Origin of the sequence: Acidovorax sp. 69, from assembly GCF_002797445.1 — a bacterium.
Taxonomy (GTDB): domain Bacteria; phylum Pseudomonadota; class Gammaproteobacteria; order Burkholderiales; family Burkholderiaceae_C; genus Acidovorax.
Genome location: NZ_PGEP01000001.1, coordinates 335,549 through 354,487 on the forward strand (window position 1 = coordinate 335,549; position 18,939 = coordinate 354,487).

Sequence of the window (18,939 nt, forward strand, 5' to 3'; positions counted from 1 at the left end):
GCACCGGCCCGCCGCAAATAAAAAGGGCCCCAAGGCCCTTTCCGTAAAAAATCTGCAACAGGCAGGGTGACTACCAGATCACTCTAGTGCCAGCACCCATAAAGCACCAAAGCCTGTCAGCAGACTGCCCAACAGCGTTCCGGGCCGGGGTGATGACCAGCGTCCGCCTGTCTGATTTAGCTCTTCAGGCGTGTCCGACTTTGGTCGGCGAGCATCCACCACCTGGGCGCATGAAGGTTGTCCTGCCTGCAGTTGCTCGGTCAGTTCAAGCAGCGGGCCCTTTGCCACGACCGTGGTCACACTGCTCTTAGGCGTCCGCAGGGCGGGCAGGATCTGGGCAAACAGTTTATCGGCCCACTTGGTGCGCCAGTTCTCGCGCGCGCTGTGGCTCACCCACTTGCTGATGCGATGGGTCATGCGGGGAGCACAAGCCACCAGCACCCATTGGGTCTGCACGGCAGTATCCCGGGCAAACAAGGGCGCAAGCACCTGTTGGGCATACGCTGCGTCGTCCACGTACACGATGACTCTATCCATACCACCTCCAGATGAACGACGGAAACTTGCTGCAAGAGGCCCGGGGCCCCTTGCGCTTCTACCTTTGATTGTGCAATCCGATCGACGAGAGGGTTAGTGACCCGCTGCCGCCGATTCCGTCCCGGCACGGCGCGCCAGAATGATCTTTCCAGCCAGCAACACCAGCAGTGCGCCCGCCACGCTGGCGCCATACTTGATCATGTCGGTGACTTCACCGGTGGTGCTGTCGAGCGGCATTTTCAGCATCCACAGCCATTTGTCGTGGTTGGCCAGTACGGGGTCGGTCACCAGCATGCCACCTGCAATCCAGCCCAACAGCATGCCGCCCAGCGTGATGATCATGGGGAAGCGTTCCATGAGCTTGATGACCAGTTGGCTGCCCCAGACGATGATCGGGATCGAGATCAGCAGGCCGAGCACGACCAGCAGGAACTGGTGCTCACCGGCATTCTGCGCGGCACCTGCAATGGCGATCACGTTGTCCACGCTCATCACCAGGTCGGCCACGATGATGGTCTTGATGGCGGCCAGCAGCTTGTCGCTGCCCTGCACATCGCCATGGCCATCCTCATCCGGGGCCAGCAGCTTGACGCCAATCCACACGAGCAGCACCGCACCCACAAACTTGAGGAAGGGCAGCGCGAGCAATGTCATCGCAAACGCAATCAGGATCACGCGCAGCACAATGGCGCCGGCCGTGCCCCAGATGATGCCCTTGGTGCGCTGAGCCGGTGGCAGCTTGCGGCACGCCAGCGCTATAACCACAGCGTTATCGCCACCCAGCAGGATGTCGATGATGATGATCTGGCCGAGTGCGAGCCAGAATTCGGGCGAAGCCAAAAAGTCCATAAATTCCTCAATATCAGTGGCGCGAAAGGAGGATCTCGTCGCCACTGTAGCGCCGAGTCCATCCCAGGGATAGAGGGCCTGCTGTCGGAGGATCAAGGATTTCTTGCGCCTCCAGGGAGACATGGCAAGCGAAGGGACGGCCTTGATCAGCCCACAGAGGGCCCATCAAAGGTCTTGCTCAGTTCAGCACACAGCCATGTGCGAGAACCCGGAACGCCGGAAGCGATGCTTCGTATTGACGACGAATCCGATGCCTTGTGCTGTTGTGCATGCCAGAAGCTGGCCTTGCTGCAGTACAAGTCGGGAGCTACTCCCCTTCGAGTTTTCGATTGGAACATCGCCAGCGTCAGCGCGCAAGGGCCGCTGTGTTGTGGTTACTGCTTACGGCCGTACTCCGCCACCTGTGTATGTCCAGGAAACCGTGCGAACCCCCAATAACAACACGGGCAACATCGCTCGGGCAGGGCGGCTATGATCCAGCCCCCTTGTGTCAACGCCCTCCATGGCCGCCATTCACATCACCGACATTGAAGCCGCCATCAACCACTGGCGCAGCTGTGCCCCATCGCCTGACGGCGTCGCTCTGGCGCCCGAGATAGAAGCGCTGGGAGAGGCCTATGCGCTGATGGTCTACCACCACAAGAGCACTGTCGACGAAGAGCACCTGCCGGCCCAGGCATTGGCCGCTTGGCTGACCTGGTACGACACTACGCCCGACACACCCTGCATCGCCATCTGCTCCACCAGCCAGGGCGATGATCTTTGCAAGGGATGCGGGCGCACATTCGACGAAGTGCAGTTTTGGCCAGGCATGACACCCGCTGAGAAGCGCACGGTGTGGCGACGCATCACCTTGGAGCATTCGGCCTGGCGCTTCAACCGCTATTCAGAGCGGGCGGCGGAGGGTGTGTCGGCTTGGCAGGGCGCAATATCCCGAGGCCGGTAGCGCAGCAGCGGCGCGAAGGCTCTTGCAAGCCAAGGCCTGTACGCCACGCGATCAAACCGCTATCGTGGTGCCATGCTGCGCCTGACTCAAGCCCCGAACATCGCCATCGCCACGCTGTGGGCGGATCTGCTGTGCGAGGCGGGCATGACAGCCTCCGTGCAACGCCAGTATCTCGGTGCTGCCGCAGGACACTTGCCACCCGACCAGTGCCTGCCTGAAATTTGGTTGGATTACGACGAACATGCTGCCCGTGCACATGCCTTGCTGCATGAACTTCAGAATCTGCCTCAGCGCCGCTGGATGTGCCGATGTGGAGAAACTGTGGAAGGGGGATTCGAGCAATGTTGGCAGTGTGGGGCGCTCATGCCAAACGACTGACAATCAGTTGCAAAATTCCTGATTTGATAGCGGCTAGCGCTTATGTGTCATGCGCTAGCGGCCTTTTTAGCCCGATTTCGGCTCACTTCCAGCGCACGGGCTCCACATGCACGCTGCCCCGCGTGCTGCTCAGGGTGATGGCCCCTTCCTGCACCGTGGCCTGCAGTTGCATGCTGCGTTCGGCCAATTGCGCCAGCGCCTGAGAGGCGTCGGTGGGAATCCGCCACACCTGCAATTTTTCGAGCCGAGAGAGCTTGGTCTCGATTCCTTTCCACCAGATCTCAGCGGCGTGGTTGAAGCAATACACGATCACAGAATCGGCCTTGCTACAGGCTTTGGTGAGTGGCTTGTCCTCCGGCTGGCCCACCTCGATCCACACGCGCTTGCGCCCCGTGTAGTCCGTCAGCGACGCATCAGGGTCATCGGGGTCGGACAGGCCGGCGCCAAAGGCCAGTGCGGCATCGCCATTGCAAAGATCATTGAGCTGGTGCGCCTGAATGGCCAGCGCAGTCAGCCGGATCATCATGCGTTCGTCGGTCTCGCTGGGGTGGCGGGCCAAGGTGAGCGCGTGGTCGGCGTAGTAGCCGTGGTCAATGTCGGCGATCTGGAGGTTCGCTTTGAATATCGTTGATTTGATCGCCATTCTCAGCGGGTTCCTTCCATTAATACTTCTACATCTGCTGTCTTACTTCGGCGCTTCTCGATGAAATATCGTGCAGAGAAGCTACCAAGACGCGCCGCTTTTTGCAATGCATCCTCGGCTGCAGGATGCTGCAGCGCATGGAGCGCGCGGAATCTCTCGAACCAAATGCGCGGCTCATCATGGGGCGAAATCCGCTCGGCGATATCCAGATCAGCAAGCGCCTCTGTGGGGTGGCCGGTGCGAGTGAGCGTAGTAGCCCGCGCTACGTAATAGCTGGAGTTCTTGGGGTTCAGCTCAATCGCCTTGCTGATATCTGCGAGTGCCCCATCGGCATTGCCTCGCTGAAAACGCTCATTGCCCCGGTTAAAGTAGATGCGACTGGCCCCTGCAACCTCTGGTTTGGGCAATTTCGCAGCAGCATCTTCCCACAGCGCTCCCCTCGAAGAAAAACTCTCAAGACGATCTCGCGACTGCGCGAATAGAAAGGGCATCGCTATACAAAACAGGACAGCAAGCCAGCGCAATGGAAGGTGTCGAGCGAGAGCGGCAACCATCACGGCATACCCAATTGCCCAGACGTAGCTTCGATAGAGCACATAGGGCTCTTGAAAACGGACAAGACTGAACTCGACCGTAAACAACAAGGCACTGAATACGAGGCCAAAGGCAACCAATCGATATTTACCCTTCCACAGGGAAAGTGCAGCTACGGTCGACGGCAAGATCACGAAAATAGCAAGTTGCAGCCACGCGCGAACATGCGTCCAAGGTTGCAGAAAATCGACTCGCAAGTCTGCCGACATACGCGATGTGGAGGGTACAAGCCACTGCAGCCAATAGTAAAAATAGAGTTGGGCCTGCACAAAGGCTGAAAACAACCAGCGATCACCCGCACTGTTGAATGCGGGAAGACCATGGATTTCTCCTTCGAGATCGCTCAGCCTGGGCTCATACGGCTGGCCAACGAAACCCATTCCAACGCTGAACACCAGCGCGATGGCAGGCAAATTGGCGCAGAGAAATGTCGCACAGACGGACACAGTCCGTCTATCAATACGCTCCAGAAGCAGAACAAGCGACATTGCGGCAAACGGTACCGTCACTGAATGCTCTTTGCACAGCATTGCCAGGGATGACATGAGCGCTGCGCGCAATGCAGCCACTAGGCTCCCTTCCTGCAGCGCCGTAAGCAAATACCGCAAGCTGATCAGCGAGAACAGCGTCGCCATCACCGTAGTGCGCTGAATCAGATACCCAGCCGCGTACACGGCAACCGGATGCGCCACAAATAAAACGGCCAACAGCGCTGCAACAACGGATGCCCGCTTCGCTGCCAGCTCGGCTGGCATTGATGGGGTTGAATCTACAACGAGCATCTGTTTCAGCAACCGGTAGAGCTGCCAAGCAACCAACGTATGCAGCATCAGGCTTATGAGCCGATGCGCCTCCATGCTCCCAATCTGGGTTTGTACCCATCCAAGGGTGAAATATGGCAAGGATCGGGTCACCAGTTCCCAGGGCTCTATCGCAGCCGTTGTGAGTCGCGATGAGAAAAAAAGATTGCCGTCATCAAAGACAAACGGATTCCCAAGATAGGGACCGTACAGAGCAGAAGCAGCAGCGGCAATAGCAACAAGGACAAGAGCAGCCATGGTGGACTCCCTCGACCAGCGCACTCGTGAGATGAGCGTTGTCATGGGAGTCCTCGAGTCTTGGCGCTGATCTCCGCAGGTGCGGACATACCTCACTAAACCCGGCGCGCCAACTCGGCCGCCTTACCCACATAGCTGCCCGGCGTCATTCCCAGCAGGCGGTCTTTTTCGGCCTGGGGGATTTCCAGCGAGTGGATCAGGCCGTGCAGGGCCTCGGCCGTCACGGTCTTTCCACGGGTCACTTCCTTGAGCTTCTCATAGGCGCCCTGCACGCCAAAGCGTCGCATCACCGTCTGGATGGGTTCAGCCAGCACTTCCCATGAGGTATCAAGGTCTTCGGCCAGTGCTTCTTCGTTGATTTCGAGCTTGGTCAGGCCGGTGAGCAGCGAGGCGTAGGCCAGAGTGGCATAGCCCAGTGCTACGCCCATGTTGCGCAGCACGGTGCTGTCCGTCAGATCCCGCTGCCAGCGGCTGATCGGCAGCTTTTCGGACAAGTGCTTGAGCAGCGCGTTGGCCAAGCCAAGATTGCCTTCGGCGTTTTCGAAGTCGATGGGGTTGACCTTGTGCGGCATGGTGCTGGAGCCGATTTCTCCGGCTTTCAGGCGCTGCTTGAAGTAGCCCAGGCTCACGTAGCCCCAGATGTCGCGCGACAGATCAATCAGGATGGTGTTGGCGCGCGCCACGGCGTCGAACAGCTCGGCCATGTAGTCGTGTGGCTCGATCTGGATCGAATACGGCTGAAACGTGAGTCCCAGGCCCAGGGGTTCAGGCGTTTCAATGACCTTCTTGCTGAAGGCTTCCCAGTCAAAGTCAGGCCAGGCGGACAGGTGGGCGTTGTAGTTGCCCACGGCGCCATTCATCTTGCCCATGATCTTGACGGCGGCAATGCGGTCGCAGGCCGTTTGCAGGCGCATCACTACGTTGGCCATTTCCTTGCCCACGGTGGTCGGGCTGGCCGTCTGGCCGTGGGTGCGGCTGAGCATGGGCACGTCCGCAAAGGCGTGGGCCATTTCGCGCAGCTTGAGCACGATGCGGTCCAGGCCCGGCAGCACGACCTGGTCGCGGCCCGAGCGCAGTTGCAGCGCGTGGCTGGTGTTGTTGATGTCTTCGCTGGTGCAGGCAAAGTGCACAAACTCGGAGGCCTTTTCCAGCTCGGGGCGCGCTTCGAATTTGCTCTTGATCCAGTATTCGACCGCCTTCACGTCATGGTTGGTGGTCTTTTCAATCTCCTTGATCGCGGCCGCATCGGCCTCGGAGAAGTTCTTGACCAGCCCCAGCAAGTAAGCGCGTGCTCCGGTGGTAAGTGGCTTGAATTCGGCAAAGCCTGCATCTGATAGCGCAATGAACCAGGCCACCTCCACCTGCACCCGGCGGTGCATATAGCCGTGCTCGCTCATGATCGGGCGCAGGGCGGCAAGTTTGGTGGCGTAACGGCCGTCAAGCGGCGACAGGGCGGTGATGGTGGACAGGCTCATGGCGCGCAATTGTAGGCGCCGCGCATCAGTCAGCCTCTTGCCGGGTTGCTGTCGATAGAATCAAACCCGAATTGTTTAGATCACCCCGCGCACTGGAAGACACACCATGAAATTGATCGGAGCCACCACCAGCCCCTACGTGCGCAAGGTACGTATCGTGATGGCTGAGAAAAAGCTCGACTACCAGTTCGTGCAAGACAACGTTTGGGCTGACGATACCCACATCTCGGCCTCCAACCCCTTGGGCAAGGTGCCCTGCCTGGTGATGGAGGGCGGCGAAGCCGTCTTTGACTCGCGCGTGATCGTGGAATACCTCGACACCCTGTCGCCGGTGGGCAAACTGATCCCCTCCCAAGGGCGTGAACGCGCCGAGGTCAAAACCTGGGAAGCCCTGGCTGACGGCGTCGTGGATGCGGCCATCCTGGCCCGGCTTGAGGCCACTTGGGCCCACCGCAAGGACAGTGAACGCAGCCAGGCCTGGATCGACCGCCAATTGCGCAAGGTGAACGATGGCCTCAAGTCGATGAGCCAGGGCCTGGGTGACAAGCCGTTTTGCAGCGGCATCCATCTGAGCCTGTCCGATATCGCCGTGGGCTGCGCATTGGGCTGGCTGGAGTTCCGCTTTCCGGAAATCGCCTGGCGCAGTGAGCACCCCAACCTGGGCAAGCTGCTCGACAAACTGATGCTTCGGCCCAGTTTCGCGGATACCAAGCCGTCCTGAACAGTCGCAGGGGCCGGGTCACCTCGGCCCAGTCGCAGGGCTTTTGGCCCACCCCGCCTCGGGCTTGCCGTATGCTCGGGCGCTTATGAACGAGATGGTTCAAAACCCTTCGAAAGCCCCCGACACCCGTGCCACGCGACAACGCGCAGCACGCGATGCCGCCGCCACGCCGGGCGCGGACCGCGTTCGTATCAACGACCCCGACCGCACCATGGCCAACATCCTGCAGGTGGCCACGGCAGAGTTTGCCGACAAGGGGCTGGCCGGTGCGCGCATCGACGAGATTGCGGCCCTCACCAGTACCAGCAAGCGCATGATCTACTACTATTTTGGTAGCAAAGAAGGCTTGTATGTAGCGGTGCTGGAGGATGCTTACCGGCGCATCCGTCGCATCGAATCGGAGCTGCACCTCGAAGATCTTGCGCCCGAGCAGGCGCTGCGTACGCTGGTTGGCTTCACGGTGGACTACCAGTTGGCCAATCCTGATTTCATCCGCCTCGTGATGAACGAAAACATGCACCGGGGGGAGTTCATCAGCCAGTCCACCACCATCCAGGAGCTCAACATCCCTGTCATCCACGCTGTGCGTGATGTATACCAGCGCGGCGTGGCGGCCGGCGTCTTCCGCCCCGACGTGGACCCGGTGGACCTGCACATGTCGATCTCGGCGCTGTGCTTCTTCAACGTGGCCAACCGCCATACCTTTGGCGCGATCTTTAAGCGCTCGCTGGATACCCCCGCCGCCACGGCGCAACGCCGTGAATCGATCATCGAGATGATCGTGCGCTTCCTGCGGCCCTGACCGAACACCCTCGGTCCGCCATCGCGCGGACACCCCTTCCCGGATCATCCAAAAACCCAAGGCCCGCATTGGGGCACTGGCATGGCTGCGCCTTGCCATGGAATGCCTGACAGGGTTTGCACCTAGATCAAATACTAACCAGTTCGTACAAAATTCTTCCAGGCACTCAATAACGACTGGAGACACCATGCTTGCACTGGCCGATCGCTTGCTACGGGGATACGCCCGTGCGCTCGACATCCTGGGAGGTGTGTGCCTGGCCGTCATGGTGCTGCTGGTGTTCGGCAACGTGGTGCTGCGCTACACCATGAACTCCGGCATCACGGTGTCGGAAGAACTCTCACGCTGGCTGTTTGTATGGCTGACTTTCATGGGCGCCGTAGTGGCCTTGCGCGAACACGGCCACCTGGGCACGGACGCCTTCATCTCCCGCCTGCCGGCCACCGGCAAGAAAGTTTGCCTGGTTTTGGCGCAGATCGCCATGCTCTACGTGTCCTGGCTGCTGCTGGCAGGCAGTTGGGCCCAGATGCTCATCAACTGGGAGACAGAAGCCCCCGTCACCGGCGCGTCGGTCGGCATCTTCTACGCCAGCGGTGTGCTGATGGGCGGGTCAGCGATTGCGATCCTGCTGTACGACCTGCTGCGCACCTTGTTCGTGCCGCTGGCAGAACACGAATTGGTCATGGTGCAGGAGAGCGAAGACATGGCGGCGCTGGAGCATCGCCACCCCGGATCGACCGTGTCTGGTTCCGGCGCTGACGTGCCTTCCAAGCACTGACCCACGGCACCCAAGCCAAGGCATCCCCTGTCCCTGAACACCCCTGCACGGAACCCACCATGACCGTCACCATCTTCCTTGGCTCCCTGTTGCTCGCCATGGCGATCGGCATTCCCATCGCGTTTGCGCTGCTCATCAGCGGCGTGGCGTTGATGTGGCATCTGGACCTGTTCGACGCACAGATACTGGCGCAGAACGTGATCAACGGCGCCGACAGTTTTCCCCTGCTGGCCGTGCCGTTTTTCATGCTCGCGGGTGAGATCATGAACGTGGGTGGCCTGTCCAAGCGCATCGTGAAACTGGCGCTCACGCTGGTCGGTCATGTGCCAGGGGGGCTTGGCTATGTGGCCATCATGGCCGCAGTGATCCTGGCCGCTGTCTCGGGGTCGGCCGTGGCAGACGCTGCCGCGCTGGCGTCACTACTCCTGCCCATGATGGTGGCTGCAGGGCACAACAAGGAGCGTTCGGCCGGCCTCATTGCCTCCGCCGGCATCATTGCCCCGGTGATTCCGCCCTCCATTGGTTTTGTGATCTTTGGTGTGGCAGCCAACGTGTCCATCAGCAAGCTGTTTCTCGCTGGCATTGTTCCCGGCATCATGCTGGGCCTCGCACTGGCGATGACCTGGTGGTGGCTGGTGCGGCGCGAAGACGTTGCCCCCCCAAAGCGCGCCACACGTGCTGAATTGAAGCTGGCCTTGCGCGAAGCTGTCTGGGCACTGGGCTTGCCCATCATCATTCTGGTCGGCCTGCGCATGGGTGTCTTCACACCCACCGAGGCCGCCGTGGTGGCGGCGGTGTATGCGCTGTTTGTGGCGATGGTGATCTACCGCGAGCTGAGCGTGCGCCAGCTGGCCGCCATCTTTCAGTCCGCCGCCCGCACCAGCGCCGTTGTGATGTTTCTGGTCGCAGCGGCCATGGTTTCCGCCTGGCTCATCACCGTGGCCGACCTGCCCTCCAAGGTCATCGGCATGCTGGAGCCCTTCATGGGCAACCAAACCTTGCTGCTGATCGCAATCATGATTCTGGTCATGATCGTTGGCACGGCCATGGACATGACGCCCACCATCCTGATCATGACACCCGTGCTGATGCCGGTGGTCAAGGCAGCAGGCATCGACCCGGTGTACTTCGGGGTGCTGTTCATCATCAACAACGCCATCGGCCTGATCACGCCGCCCGTGGGCACGGTGCTCAACGTGGTCGCGGGGGTCGGGCGCATTTCGATGTCGCAAGTCACACGCGGGGTCATGCCCTTCATGCTGGCCCAGTTCGTCGTGATGTTCCTGCTGGTGCTTTTCCCGTCCATCGTCACGGCGCCGCTGCGCTGGCTCGGTGGCTGATCTGCCGCTGCACACGTTCCCTATTTGCCCCGCCCAAAACCCAAGGAGACATTTCCATGAAGCTGATCAAAACCCTGCTCGCTACCGCCATGGTTGCCGTGTCGCTGCTGTCTGCCGCGCACGCCCAGGAGCGCACCATCAAGTTCGCCTTCCAGAACCAGAAGGACCACCCGCAGGCCCAGGGCGCACAGAAGTTTGCCGACCTGGTGGCTGCAAAGACCAACGGACGCATTGCCGTCAAGCTGTTCCCCGGCGGCTCACTGGGCGGTGACTTGCAGACCGTATCGGCGCTGCAGGGCGGCACCGTGGAGATGACCGTTCTCAACGCCGGCATCCTGTCGGCCCAGGCCAAGGAATTCGGCGTCTACGACTTCCCTTTCCTGTTCGCCACCCCACAAGAGGCCGATGCCGTGACTGACGGTCCTTTTGGCAGGAAACTGCTCGACAAGCTGCAGGCCAAGAATCTGGTGGGCCTGGGCTACTGGGAGCTGGGCTTTCGCAACCTCACCAACAGCAAAAAGCCCATTGCCAAGGCGGAAGACATTGCGGGCCTGAAGATCCGCGTGATCCAGTCACCCATCTACATCGACCTGTTCAATGCACTGGGCGCCAACGCCGTGCCCATGCCCTTCCCTGAGCTGTACACCGCCATGGAGCAAAAGGCGGTGGACGGGCAGGAGAACCCTTTCTCCACCATCCTGTCGTCCAAGTTTGCCGAGGTGCAGAAGTACCTGACCGTGACGCGCCACATGTACAACCCCCAGGCCGTGATCGTGAGCAAGAAGTTCTGGGACAGCCTCAACCCTGCCGACCAGAAGGCCCTGACCGACGCCATGGCCGAAGCCACCACCTTCCAGCGCGGCGTGTCGCGTGTGCAGGCCACCGTGGCGCTCGACGACCTCAAGAAGGCCGGCATGCAGGTCTCCGAGTTCTCGCCCGCCGAACTCGACAAGCTGCGCGCCAAGGTCAAGCCCGTGGTCGAAAAGCACAGCGAAAAGGTGGGCACCGAGACGGTGAAGGAGGTCTATTCCACGCTGGCCAAGCTGCGCGGCGGCAAGTAAGCCACCGCTGCACCCCTGCGCTGCCGCGCGGTGACCCATCCCCGGCAGCGCGTCTATCCCGCATACCGCCCATGAGCACACAGCTCCTTGATTACCCGGTCACCTCCACCGCGCCCGCCATGTCTTCCAACTCCCCCCGCAAGGTACTCATCGGGCTGATCGGTGCTGGCATCCAGAAGTCGCTGTCGCCCGCTCTGCACGAAGAAGAGGCGCGCCACCACGGCATGCGCCTGCACTACCAGCTCATCGATCTGGACCGCTCGGCCTCCTCCACGGAGCACCTGCCCACGCTGCTGTCGGCAGCGCGCATCATGGGCTACGCGGGCTGCAATGTGACCTACCCCTGCAAGCAGGCGGTGATCCCGTACCTCGACAGCCTGTCCGAAGAAGCGCGTGCCATGGGCGCCGTGAACACCGTCGTCATCCGCGATGGCCAGCTGGTGGGGCACAACACCGACGGATCGGGCTGGGCCTGGGGCTTCACCCGCGCGCTGCCGAACGCTGACCTGGGCCGCGTGGTGCTGCTGGGCGCGGGCGGTGCGGGCGCCGCCATTGCCCACGCCGTGCTGCGCCTGGGCGCCCGGCACCTGAGCATCGTGGATGCACAACCCGAACGGGCTGCACAACTGGCAGCCGATGTGAATGCGCTCTATGGCCCTCAGGCCGAGGCCGGGGAGATCCGATCGGCCATGGCAAGCGCCACCGGGCTGATCCACGCTACGCCCACAGGCATGGACAAGCTCCCTGGCCTGCCTCTCGATGTGAGTCTGCTGCGGTCCGAGATGTGGGTGTCTGAAGTGGTGTATTTCCCGTTGGATACCGCGCTGGTTCAAGCTGCGCGAGCCCTGGGTTGCAAGGTGTCGGACGGCGGCGGCATGGCGGTGGGCCAGGCGGTGGGCGCGTTCGAGCTGTTCACCGGCGAGGCCCCTGACGCAGCCCGCATGGACGCGCATTTCCGCCGCATGGTCAGCACGCGTCAATGACCTCTCCCACAGCAGTTCACAAGGAGTCGAACCCATGAGCACCCCGATGGTGGCCACCCGCGAAGCGCTCGGCGACATGCCCAACCCCCTGGGCCTGCAGGGCATCGAGTTCATTGAATACGCCACCAGTCGCCCGCAGGCGCTGGGGCAGGCGCTGGAGCGCATGGGCTTTCAGCCCGTGGCGCGCCACCGCTCGCGCGAGGTGCTTCTGTACCGCCAGGGCGACATGAACATCATCGTCAACGCGCACCAGGACAGCGAACGCACCGGCGTGCACGCGCCGCCCGCGCTGACAGAAACCCCAGTACTGGCCGCCATCGCCTTCCGCGTGGGCAACGCCGCCGCCGCCTACCGCCGCGTGCTGGAGCTGGGGGCATGGGCCGTGCACACCGAAGTCGAAGTCATGGAGCTGAACATCCCTGCCATTCACGGAGTGGGTTCCAGCCGCATCTATTTTGTGGACCGGTACAAGGAGTTCTCGATCTACGACGTGGACTTTGTGTCCATCCCCACTGTTGAGCCCCGTCCTGCCGCTCTGGCCGGGCTGCACTTGTTTGGTGTGGTGCAGTACATCGGCCTGGGTCGCCTGCAGGACTGGACCCATTTCTATGGCGAACTTTTCGGGTTTGCAGAGCTGTCCCCCGAGCAGTCTTTTGGCGTGCTCACGCACGGCCGTATCCTGGCAAGCCCCTGTGGCACGCTGCACTGGCAGCTGATCGAACCACTGGTCGATGCATTGGATGCCGACCCCGAGGAGTTGCTGCAGCGTGTGGCCTTTGGAACGCCCGATGTCATGGCCACCGTGAACGCGCTGCGCGCGCGGGGTGTGGACTTTGTCGAATCGCCCCAGGGTGTGCACACCGGCACACGCGGCGCCCTCACGCGCGCCGACGTGGGCTCGCCCAGTTTCGAACTGGTGCTGGACGCCCGCTGACCCTGGAGTACACCCATGCGCACATCCACCATGCAACGCAACGTCGCCGACTTCGGCATGGACACCATCAGCCTGGCCGGCCCGCTCGAAGCCAAGCTCGCCGCCGTCAAGGCCGCAGGTTTTGGCCAGATCATGCTGGCCGCGCGCGACATCGTGGGCCACCCACAAGGCATCGAAGCGGCCGTGCACGCCGTGCGCAGCAGTGGCCTGCGCGTGACGGGTTTCCAGGTGCTGCGCGACTTTGAAGGCCTGTCGGGCCACCTGCACAGCTACAAGGTGGACATCGCCAAACAAATGATTCTGATGGCACTTGACCTGGGTGCGCCGCTGCTACTGGCCTGCAGCTCCACCTCGTCGCACGCCACGGCGGACGCCGACGCCATTGCGCGCGACCTGCGCAAACTGGCCCTGCTGGCGCTGCCGCACGGAATTCGCGTGGCGTTTGAAGGACTCTCGTGGGGGCGGCACATCAACGAGGTGCACCAGGCCTGGGCGGCGGTGGAGCAGGCCGATTGTCCCAACCTCGGCCTGGCCGTCGATTCGTATCACCAGTTCGCCACCAGCACCCCGCTCGCAGCGCTGGCCGACGTAGACCCCGAGAAGATCTATCTGGTGCAGCTCTCGGATTTCATGTGGCAGGAGACCCGCACGGTGCAAGAGCGCATCGACACCGCGCGGCACTTCCGTGTGTTCCCCGGCGAGGGCGTGCACAGCCAGGCGCTGGCCGAGCTGGTGCGCACGCTCGACAGCATGGGCTACGAAGGCGACTACAGTTTTGAGGTCTTCAACGACGACTACCAGCAGCTGCCGTTGCCCTATGTGGCGCAGCGGGCCTGGAACAGTGCGCTGTGGCTGGCAGAAGGTGTGCTGCAGCGTGCTGTGCCGCTGCCGGGGCACCTGCGCATCAAAACCTTGGCGTGATCAACGCATCAACGGGCCCCGATCAACTGTTGGCGCGCTTTTTGAGCCAGCGCATCAGTGCGCCGACCACGGGCAGTTTTTCGTACAACTCTTCGGCCGCGTCCCAATAGTCGCGGTGCAGCGTGACCAGGCCTTGTTCGTCGAGCACCAGGTGCGATGCGCCGCGCACCGTCTGCGTCACGCCTTTGTGAAAGTCCTTGAACGCGAACAGGAAGTCCCAGGTCAAAAAGCACTGTGCGCCCTGCACCACCCGGCCGGTGACCACAAAACGCGGCTGTTCCAGCGCCTCGAACATGTGGGCAAATATGGACTGGATCGCAGGTACGCCCTGCACCTCGTTGAAAGGGTCCTTGAAGCGGGCCTGCGGTGTGTAGAACTGGCCGATGGTTGACACGTCAGCCGGTGAGAGGTTTTCAAAGAACGCGATGATGCGGGTGACGGCTTCTTCGCTGGTGGGATGGGGATGCGGGGGCAACATGGCAAATAATCTCAAAGACCGGTGAAACGGCGGACCGCCGGAAAATACCACCGGTACGGCAACACCCGCAGCAGCTTCATCACGCGCGTGAAACGCTTGGGGAAATGGATGTCGAAATGTCCGCGTTCCCAGCCTTGCACAATGGCCGCCGCCGCCGCCTCGGGCGAGATCAGCGCGGGCATCGTGAAGTCATTGCCCGCGGTGAGCGGCGTGGCCACAAAACCAGGGTTGATCACGCTGACACCCATGCCCATGTCATGTAAATCCAGGTACAGCGCTTCGGCCAGATTGATCAGCGCGGCCTTCGTGGGACCGTAGGCCAGGCTTTTGGGAAGGCCGCGAAAGCCCGCCACACTGCTGATGACGCTCACATGCCCCGGGCGCCCGGCCTGCGCCGCCGCCAGCATGGCGGGCAACACGGCAGCCAACACATGCAGCACGCCGTTGTAGTTGATCTGCTCATGGCGCAGCATCACCGCCAGATCGAAATCGGTGGCGCGCATGTCGCGGTAGTAGCCCGCGCAGTAGCACACCAGGTCGGGCGCGCCGCCTGCCAGGACCTGCGTGGCAGCGGCCTGCACTTGTGCAGGCTCCGCCGTGTCCATGGGCAGCGCCAGGCTGCCGGGGTGTTGGGCGACAAAAGCATCGAGCGCATCACCGCTGCGCGCCGACACGATGACCTGCGCACCCCGCGCATGCAGCGCAGTAGCCGTGGCGCGGCCAATGCCACTGCTGGCCCCGATGAGCCAGGCCCGGCGGCCATGCCAGTCGCGCAGGGGGGGGTTGAGGCTCATGGCGCGCGTTTGGTAAAGGACAAAGTGATCTCGCCCAGGCGGAATCCGAACTTGCTCATGGTGGCGCGGTTGAGCATCACGCGATCGTCGATGAGGTACATCCAGTCGTCCAGGTCCACGTTGTAGACCTTGCCGTCCACCGGCAGCGCCAGCGTGTAGTTCCAGCGGAAGGCGTTGCCGCGCGTCTGGCCGTTGGCCGTGCCCACCACGTCGTCGGCGACGCCCGTGTAGCGGCCGTCGGCGTGTTTCGTCAGGCGCCAGATGCGGCGCTGTGTGGTGCCGTCGGAGTAGGTGAAGGCTTCATCGAGCACGCCTTCATTGCCCTTCCACTGGCAATCCATCACCACAGTGAAGCGTTTGACGATCTGGCCGCTGCGGTCCTGGAAGATGCCGTGGGCATCGATCTTGCCGTTGAAATACTGGGCCAGGTCGAGCACCGGCTTTTCGTTGGCATAACCGTCCAGGCTTTGGCTGGCACAGCCGGACAGGACCATGGGAGCCGCCACTGCGGCCGAAAGAAGGAGGCGTCGTTGCATCATGGTGGCGTCGCTTGAGAGGTCAGGAATGCGTCGCGCTCGCGCGCAGGCCGCAGGATGAGTACATACAGTGCAGCCGCAGCCAGCAGCTTGAGCACGCAGGGCAGCACCGCGTAGGCCAAGCCCAGGGTCTGCAGGCCACCTTCGCTGCGTGTGCCGGGCGTGTAGCCCCACCAGCCCAGCAGCGGCAGCGCCAGGCCCGCAGCCAGCGCCAGGTTGAGCTTGGTGGCAAAGTTCCACCAGCCGAAGTACGCGCCTTCATGCTGTCCACTGTCGCCCTCGGAGGCGATCACGCCGGCCAGCAGCGCGCTGGGCAGGGCCAGGTCCGTGCCCAGCGCCGCGCCGGACAGCGCGCAGACCAGCAGGAACGGCAGCACATCGCCCGCGCCCAGAAAGGCAGTCCATACAAACACGGCAATCGCCAGCAACATGCCCGCCAGCCAGGTGCGCGCCAAACCCCCGTGTGCTACGGCACGCAGCCACAGCGGAATCGACAGCGCGGCACACACAAAGTACGCGGCCAGGAACATGGGCTCCTGCGCGGGCGGGGCCTGCAAGCGGTCCTGGATGAAAAACAGCACCAGCGTGGCCGGGATGGCGCTGGCAATGCCGTTGAGCATGAACACGGTCAGCAGACGGCGGAATGCGGGGCGCCCCCAGGGCCGCCACAGGCTGGCGCGCTGGGGCGGGCGGTATACACCGGCATCCCCCACCATGGGGCGCGGTGCACGCGTCCAGCACCACCAGCCCAGCAACAAGCTGAGGGCGAATACGCCGAGCATCACCGGCAGCCCCAGCAGTGCGGGCAGCACGGAGGCCAGCACCACGCCCACCAGCGCAGCCCCTTCGCGCCACGCCACGATGCGGCCACGCTGCAATTCGTCGCCCCCCAGACGCGCGCCCCAGGACTGGTGCGCGATGCTGAGCTGGCTGTAGGCGATGTAGGTGATGAGCAGCGCAAAGAATGCCCAGGCAACGAGTGCATCGCTGCCGCGAACAGGCGGATAAAACAAGCCACTCAGCCCCGAAGCCAGCACACCGGCTGACACGGCGCCCACGGCCAGCACCGGTCGCACAGAGCGGCCAAACAGTTGGTCGGCAAGGCGGCCCAACAGCGGGTCGGTGAACGCATCAAACAAGCGTGCCGCCAGCAGCACTGCGCCCAGCGTGGCCAGCGGCATGCCGAACTCGCGTGCGTAGTGGTTGGGCAGCAGCACATACAACGGCAACGCCACAAACGCCAGTGGCAGCCCCAGCAGCCCATAGGCCAGGCCTTGACCCGCACGCAGGGGCGGTGTCGAGGTCATGGCTGGCCCTGGGGCCGGGTGGCGGCGATCAGGTCCTGGCGCAGCCGAGGCTCCGAGGTCTGGGGCGACAGCCAGATGCCGAAGAACAGGCGCGAGAACTCGGCGTCGGGCACCTCGCCCACCACACGCCCTGCCATCTTGAATATGGCGCCTGCACCGGGCTGGTACAGGCCCAGCAAGCGGTCGCCGGCCTTCACATTCGGCAACGCCGACTGCAGCGCCTGCTGCCAGCGCTCGGCCTGCTGTGGCGTGAAGCTGCCCACGCGCCGCATTTCTTCGATAGAGCGCTTGGCGATGGCCTCGCCCGAAAAGTCGCGGTGGTAGGTCAGCTCCAGCGCCAGCGGATGCGCCGCGTAGTTGTTGGCATCAAAACCGGGCTGCACCCACAGCCGCGCGCGGTAGATCTCAAATCCCAGGAACCGCAGCACGCCCTGGCCCACCAGGCGAGCCCCCGACAACGGGGCTGCAGCGGCTGCGCTGGCCTCTGCAACCTGCGCCAGCGCGGTTTGAGGGCCTAAAGCCACCAATGCGCCAGTGAATATTGCGGCAACAGCTATATTTTTCATAGCAAACCTCAGTCCTTGATCAGCGTGTACTGCACCAGGTCAATGTTGCTCATCGCAAACGCCGCCTCGCAATACGCCAGGTAGAACTCCCAGATGTGCATGAAGCGCTGGTCGAACCCCAGCTGCAGGATCTGCGTGCGCTGCGCCAGAAAACGCTCGCGCCAGCGTTTGAGGGTCTCGGCATAGTCCTGGCCAAAAGCGAACTCGTCCACCACCCGCAGGCCAGCTGCCTCGGCCTCGCGGCGGAACTCGCGCGGGCACGGCAGGCAGCCACCGGGGAAGATGTACTGCTGGATGAAGTCGGTGGAGCTGATGTAGCGCTCGAACAGGCTGTCGTCGATCACGATGCTCTGGATGCAGGCCTTGCCGCCGGGCTTGAGCAGGCGGTTCACCGACTGGAAGTAGGTGGGCCAGTATTCGCGGCCCACAGCCTCGACCATTTCGACGGAGCAGATGGCGTCATAGGGGCCGTCGGCGATGTCACGGTAGTCCTGCAGGCGCAGGTCGGCCTGGTTCTCCACCCCATGGGCCGCCATGCGTTTCTGCGCAAACGCCAGTTGCTCGGTGGACAGCGTCACGCCAGTGAGGGACGCACCAAACTCGGTGGTCGCCATCTCGGCCAGCGCGCCCCAGCCGCAGCCAATCTCCAGCACGCGGGCACCGGGCTGCACGCCCGCCATGCGCAGCGCGCGGCGCACCTTGGCGTGCTGTGCGGTGCGCATGTCGCCGCCCGCGTCGCCCTCGAACCAGGCGGACGAATAGTTCATCGTGTCGTCCAGCCACAGTTCGTAGAACGCATTGCCCAGGTCGTAATGGGCGTGGATATTTTTCTGGCTGTTGGCGCGTGTGTTGCGGTTGAGCAGGTGCTTGACGCGGTACAGCAGCCGCCCGGCCCAGGTGCCGTAGATCACGCCTTCGATCTGCTGGCGGTTGGCGACAAAAAGCTTGAGCAGGTCGGTGAGGTGCGGCGTGGTCCAGTCGCCTGCGATGTAGCTCTCGGCAAACCCGATGTCGCCCGACCGGAGCGCTGCGCTGCACACGTTCCAGTTCTTGAGCGTGATGGCCGCCGAGGGGCCGTTGCCGTGCCCGAAATGCTGCAGCGTGCCATCGGGCAGTTGCACTGTGAGGTGGCCGTGCTGCAGTCGCTGCAGTAGCTTGAGCGCTGTGCGTGCCGCAGCAGGGGTGCCTGCAGGCAGGGTCAAGGCAGAACGGGTGGCAGTGGTGGAGTTCATGGCGGT

The 18,939-nt window shown here is 62.7% G+C and carries 21 protein-coding genes; 10 read left to right on the forward strand and 11 right to left on the reverse strand.

Annotation, left to right across the window (positions count from 1 at the left end):
* Positions 1-78 precede the first annotated feature (78 nt).
* Both CLU85_RS01560 and CLU85_RS01565 read right to left on the reverse strand, forming a co-directional pair.
* Positions 79-537 (reverse strand): hypothetical protein, encoded by a 459-nt coding sequence (locus CLU85_RS01560; RefSeq protein ID WP_100408748.1) that lies wholly within the window; start codon positions 535-537, stop codon positions 79-81.
* 93 nt (positions 538-630) lie between these two features.
* Positions 631-1,386, reverse strand: a complete 756-nt coding sequence (locus CLU85_RS01565) for a TerC family protein (protein ID WP_100408749.1) — start codon at positions 1,384-1,386, stop codon at positions 631-633.
* A 502-nt stretch (positions 1,387-1,888) separates the two neighbouring features.
* Between CLU85_RS01565 and CLU85_RS01570 the strand changes: the two genes are divergently transcribed.
* Together CLU85_RS01570 and CLU85_RS01575 are read left to right on the forward strand one after the other, a co-directional pair.
* Entirely contained in the window at positions 1,889-2,332 is a 444-nt protein-coding gene (locus tag CLU85_RS01570) for a DUF3717 domain-containing protein (protein WP_100408750.1), read from the forward strand.
* 72 nt (positions 2,333-2,404) lie between these two features.
* A complete protein-coding gene (locus CLU85_RS01575) occupies positions 2,405-2,710 on the forward strand; it encodes a hypothetical protein (protein ID WP_100408751.1) in 306 nt (101 codons plus the stop codon).
* A gap of 82 nt (positions 2,711-2,792) precedes the next feature.
* Here CLU85_RS01575 and CLU85_RS01580 read toward each other — a convergent pair whose 3' ends face one another.
* From CLU85_RS01580 to purB, 3 genes are all read right to left on the reverse strand, one after another.
* Positions 2,793-3,353 (reverse strand): YaeQ family protein, encoded by a 561-nt coding sequence (locus CLU85_RS01580; RefSeq protein WP_100408752.1) that lies wholly within the window; start codon positions 3,351-3,353, stop codon positions 2,793-2,795.
* A gap of 2 nt (positions 3,354-3,355) precedes the next feature.
* On the reverse strand, positions 3,356-5,005 hold the full coding sequence (locus CLU85_RS01585; protein ID WP_157803903.1) for a glycosyltransferase family 39 protein: 1,650 nt from the start codon (positions 5,003-5,005) through the stop codon (positions 3,356-3,358).
* Positions 5,006-5,100: 95 nt separating this feature from the next.
* Positions 5,101-6,480, reverse strand: a complete 1,380-nt coding sequence (purB, locus tag CLU85_RS01590; protein WP_100408754.1) for an adenylosuccinate lyase — start codon at positions 6,478-6,480, stop codon at positions 5,101-5,103.
* Positions 6,481-6,586: 106 nt separating this feature from the next.
* On the opposite strand from purB, the gene CLU85_RS01595 reads away from it, so the two are divergent.
* From CLU85_RS01595 to CLU85_RS01630, 8 genes are all read left to right on the forward strand, one after another.
* Positions 6,587-7,201 (forward strand): glutathione S-transferase N-terminal domain-containing protein, encoded by a 615-nt coding sequence (locus CLU85_RS01595; protein WP_100408755.1) that lies wholly within the window; start codon positions 6,587-6,589, stop codon positions 7,199-7,201.
* Between the two features lie 85 nt (positions 7,202-7,286).
* Complete coding sequence (locus CLU85_RS01600; protein ID WP_100408756.1) at positions 7,287-8,003, forward strand: TetR/AcrR family transcriptional regulator; 717 nt, start codon at positions 7,287-7,289, stop codon at positions 8,001-8,003.
* 187 nt (positions 8,004-8,190) lie between these two features.
* Entirely contained in the window at positions 8,191-8,781 is a 591-nt protein-coding gene (locus tag CLU85_RS01605; protein ID WP_100408757.1) for a TRAP transporter small permease, read from the forward strand.
* A gap of 59 nt (positions 8,782-8,840) precedes the next feature.
* Positions 8,841-10,121 carry a TRAP transporter large permease subunit gene (locus CLU85_RS01610; protein ID WP_100408758.1) on the forward strand — a complete coding sequence of 427 codons (1,281 nt, stop codon included), beginning with the start codon at positions 8,841-8,843 and terminating at the stop codon, positions 10,119-10,121.
* A 56-nt stretch (positions 10,122-10,177) separates the two neighbouring features.
* Positions 10,178-11,182, forward strand: a complete 1,005-nt coding sequence (locus CLU85_RS01615) for a TRAP transporter substrate-binding protein (RefSeq protein WP_100408759.1) — start codon at positions 10,178-10,180, stop codon at positions 11,180-11,182.
* A 71-nt stretch (positions 11,183-11,253) separates the two neighbouring features.
* On the forward strand, positions 11,254-12,165 hold the full coding sequence (locus CLU85_RS01620) for a shikimate dehydrogenase (protein WP_100408760.1): 912 nt from the start codon (positions 11,254-11,256) through the stop codon (positions 12,163-12,165).
* A 34-nt stretch (positions 12,166-12,199) separates the two neighbouring features.
* On the forward strand, positions 12,200-13,099 hold the full coding sequence (locus CLU85_RS01625; RefSeq protein ID WP_100408761.1) for a 4-hydroxyphenylpyruvate dioxygenase: 900 nt from the start codon (positions 12,200-12,202) through the stop codon (positions 13,097-13,099).
* A 15-nt stretch (positions 13,100-13,114) separates the two neighbouring features.
* A complete protein-coding gene (locus CLU85_RS01630) occupies positions 13,115-14,020 on the forward strand; it encodes a sugar phosphate isomerase/epimerase (RefSeq protein ID WP_100408762.1) in 906 nt (301 codons plus the stop codon).
* 22 nt (positions 14,021-14,042) lie between these two features.
* Here CLU85_RS01630 and CLU85_RS01635 read toward each other — a convergent pair whose 3' ends face one another.
* The 6 genes from CLU85_RS01635 to CLU85_RS01660 are packed head-to-tail and all read right to left on the reverse strand — an operon-like array spanning position 14,043 to position 18,933.
* Positions 14,043-14,498, reverse strand: a complete 456-nt coding sequence (locus CLU85_RS01635) for a nuclear transport factor 2 family protein (protein WP_100408763.1) — start codon at positions 14,496-14,498, stop codon at positions 14,043-14,045.
* Between the two features lie 11 nt (positions 14,499-14,509).
* Positions 14,510-15,292, reverse strand: coding sequence for an SDR family oxidoreductase (locus CLU85_RS01640; protein WP_100408764.1), 783 nt, complete (start codon positions 15,290-15,292; stop codon positions 14,510-14,512).
* The gene (locus tag CLU85_RS01645) at positions 15,289-15,831 is read right to left on the reverse strand and encodes a DUF3833 domain-containing protein (RefSeq protein ID WP_100408765.1); all 543 of its coding nucleotides are present in this window, start codon (positions 15,829-15,831) and stop codon (positions 15,289-15,291) included. The genes CLU85_RS01640 and CLU85_RS01645 overlap by 4 nt, the downstream gene beginning before the upstream one ends.
* The gene (locus tag CLU85_RS01650) at positions 15,828-17,135 is read right to left on the reverse strand and encodes an MFS transporter (RefSeq protein ID WP_100408766.1); all 1,308 of its coding nucleotides are present in this window, start codon (positions 17,133-17,135) and stop codon (positions 15,828-15,830) included. The genes CLU85_RS01645 and CLU85_RS01650 overlap by 4 nt, the downstream gene beginning before the upstream one ends.
* The gene (locus tag CLU85_RS01655; RefSeq protein WP_232727695.1) at positions 17,132-17,701 is read right to left on the reverse strand and encodes a chalcone isomerase family protein; all 570 of its coding nucleotides are present in this window, start codon (positions 17,699-17,701) and stop codon (positions 17,132-17,134) included. The genes CLU85_RS01650 and CLU85_RS01655 overlap by 4 nt, the downstream gene beginning before the upstream one ends.
* A gap of 8 nt (positions 17,702-17,709) precedes the next feature.
* Entirely contained in the window at positions 17,710-18,933 is a 1,224-nt protein-coding gene (locus CLU85_RS01660; protein WP_100412320.1) for a cyclopropane-fatty-acyl-phospholipid synthase family protein, read from the reverse strand.
* Between the last annotated feature and the right edge of the window lie 6 nt (positions 18,934-18,939).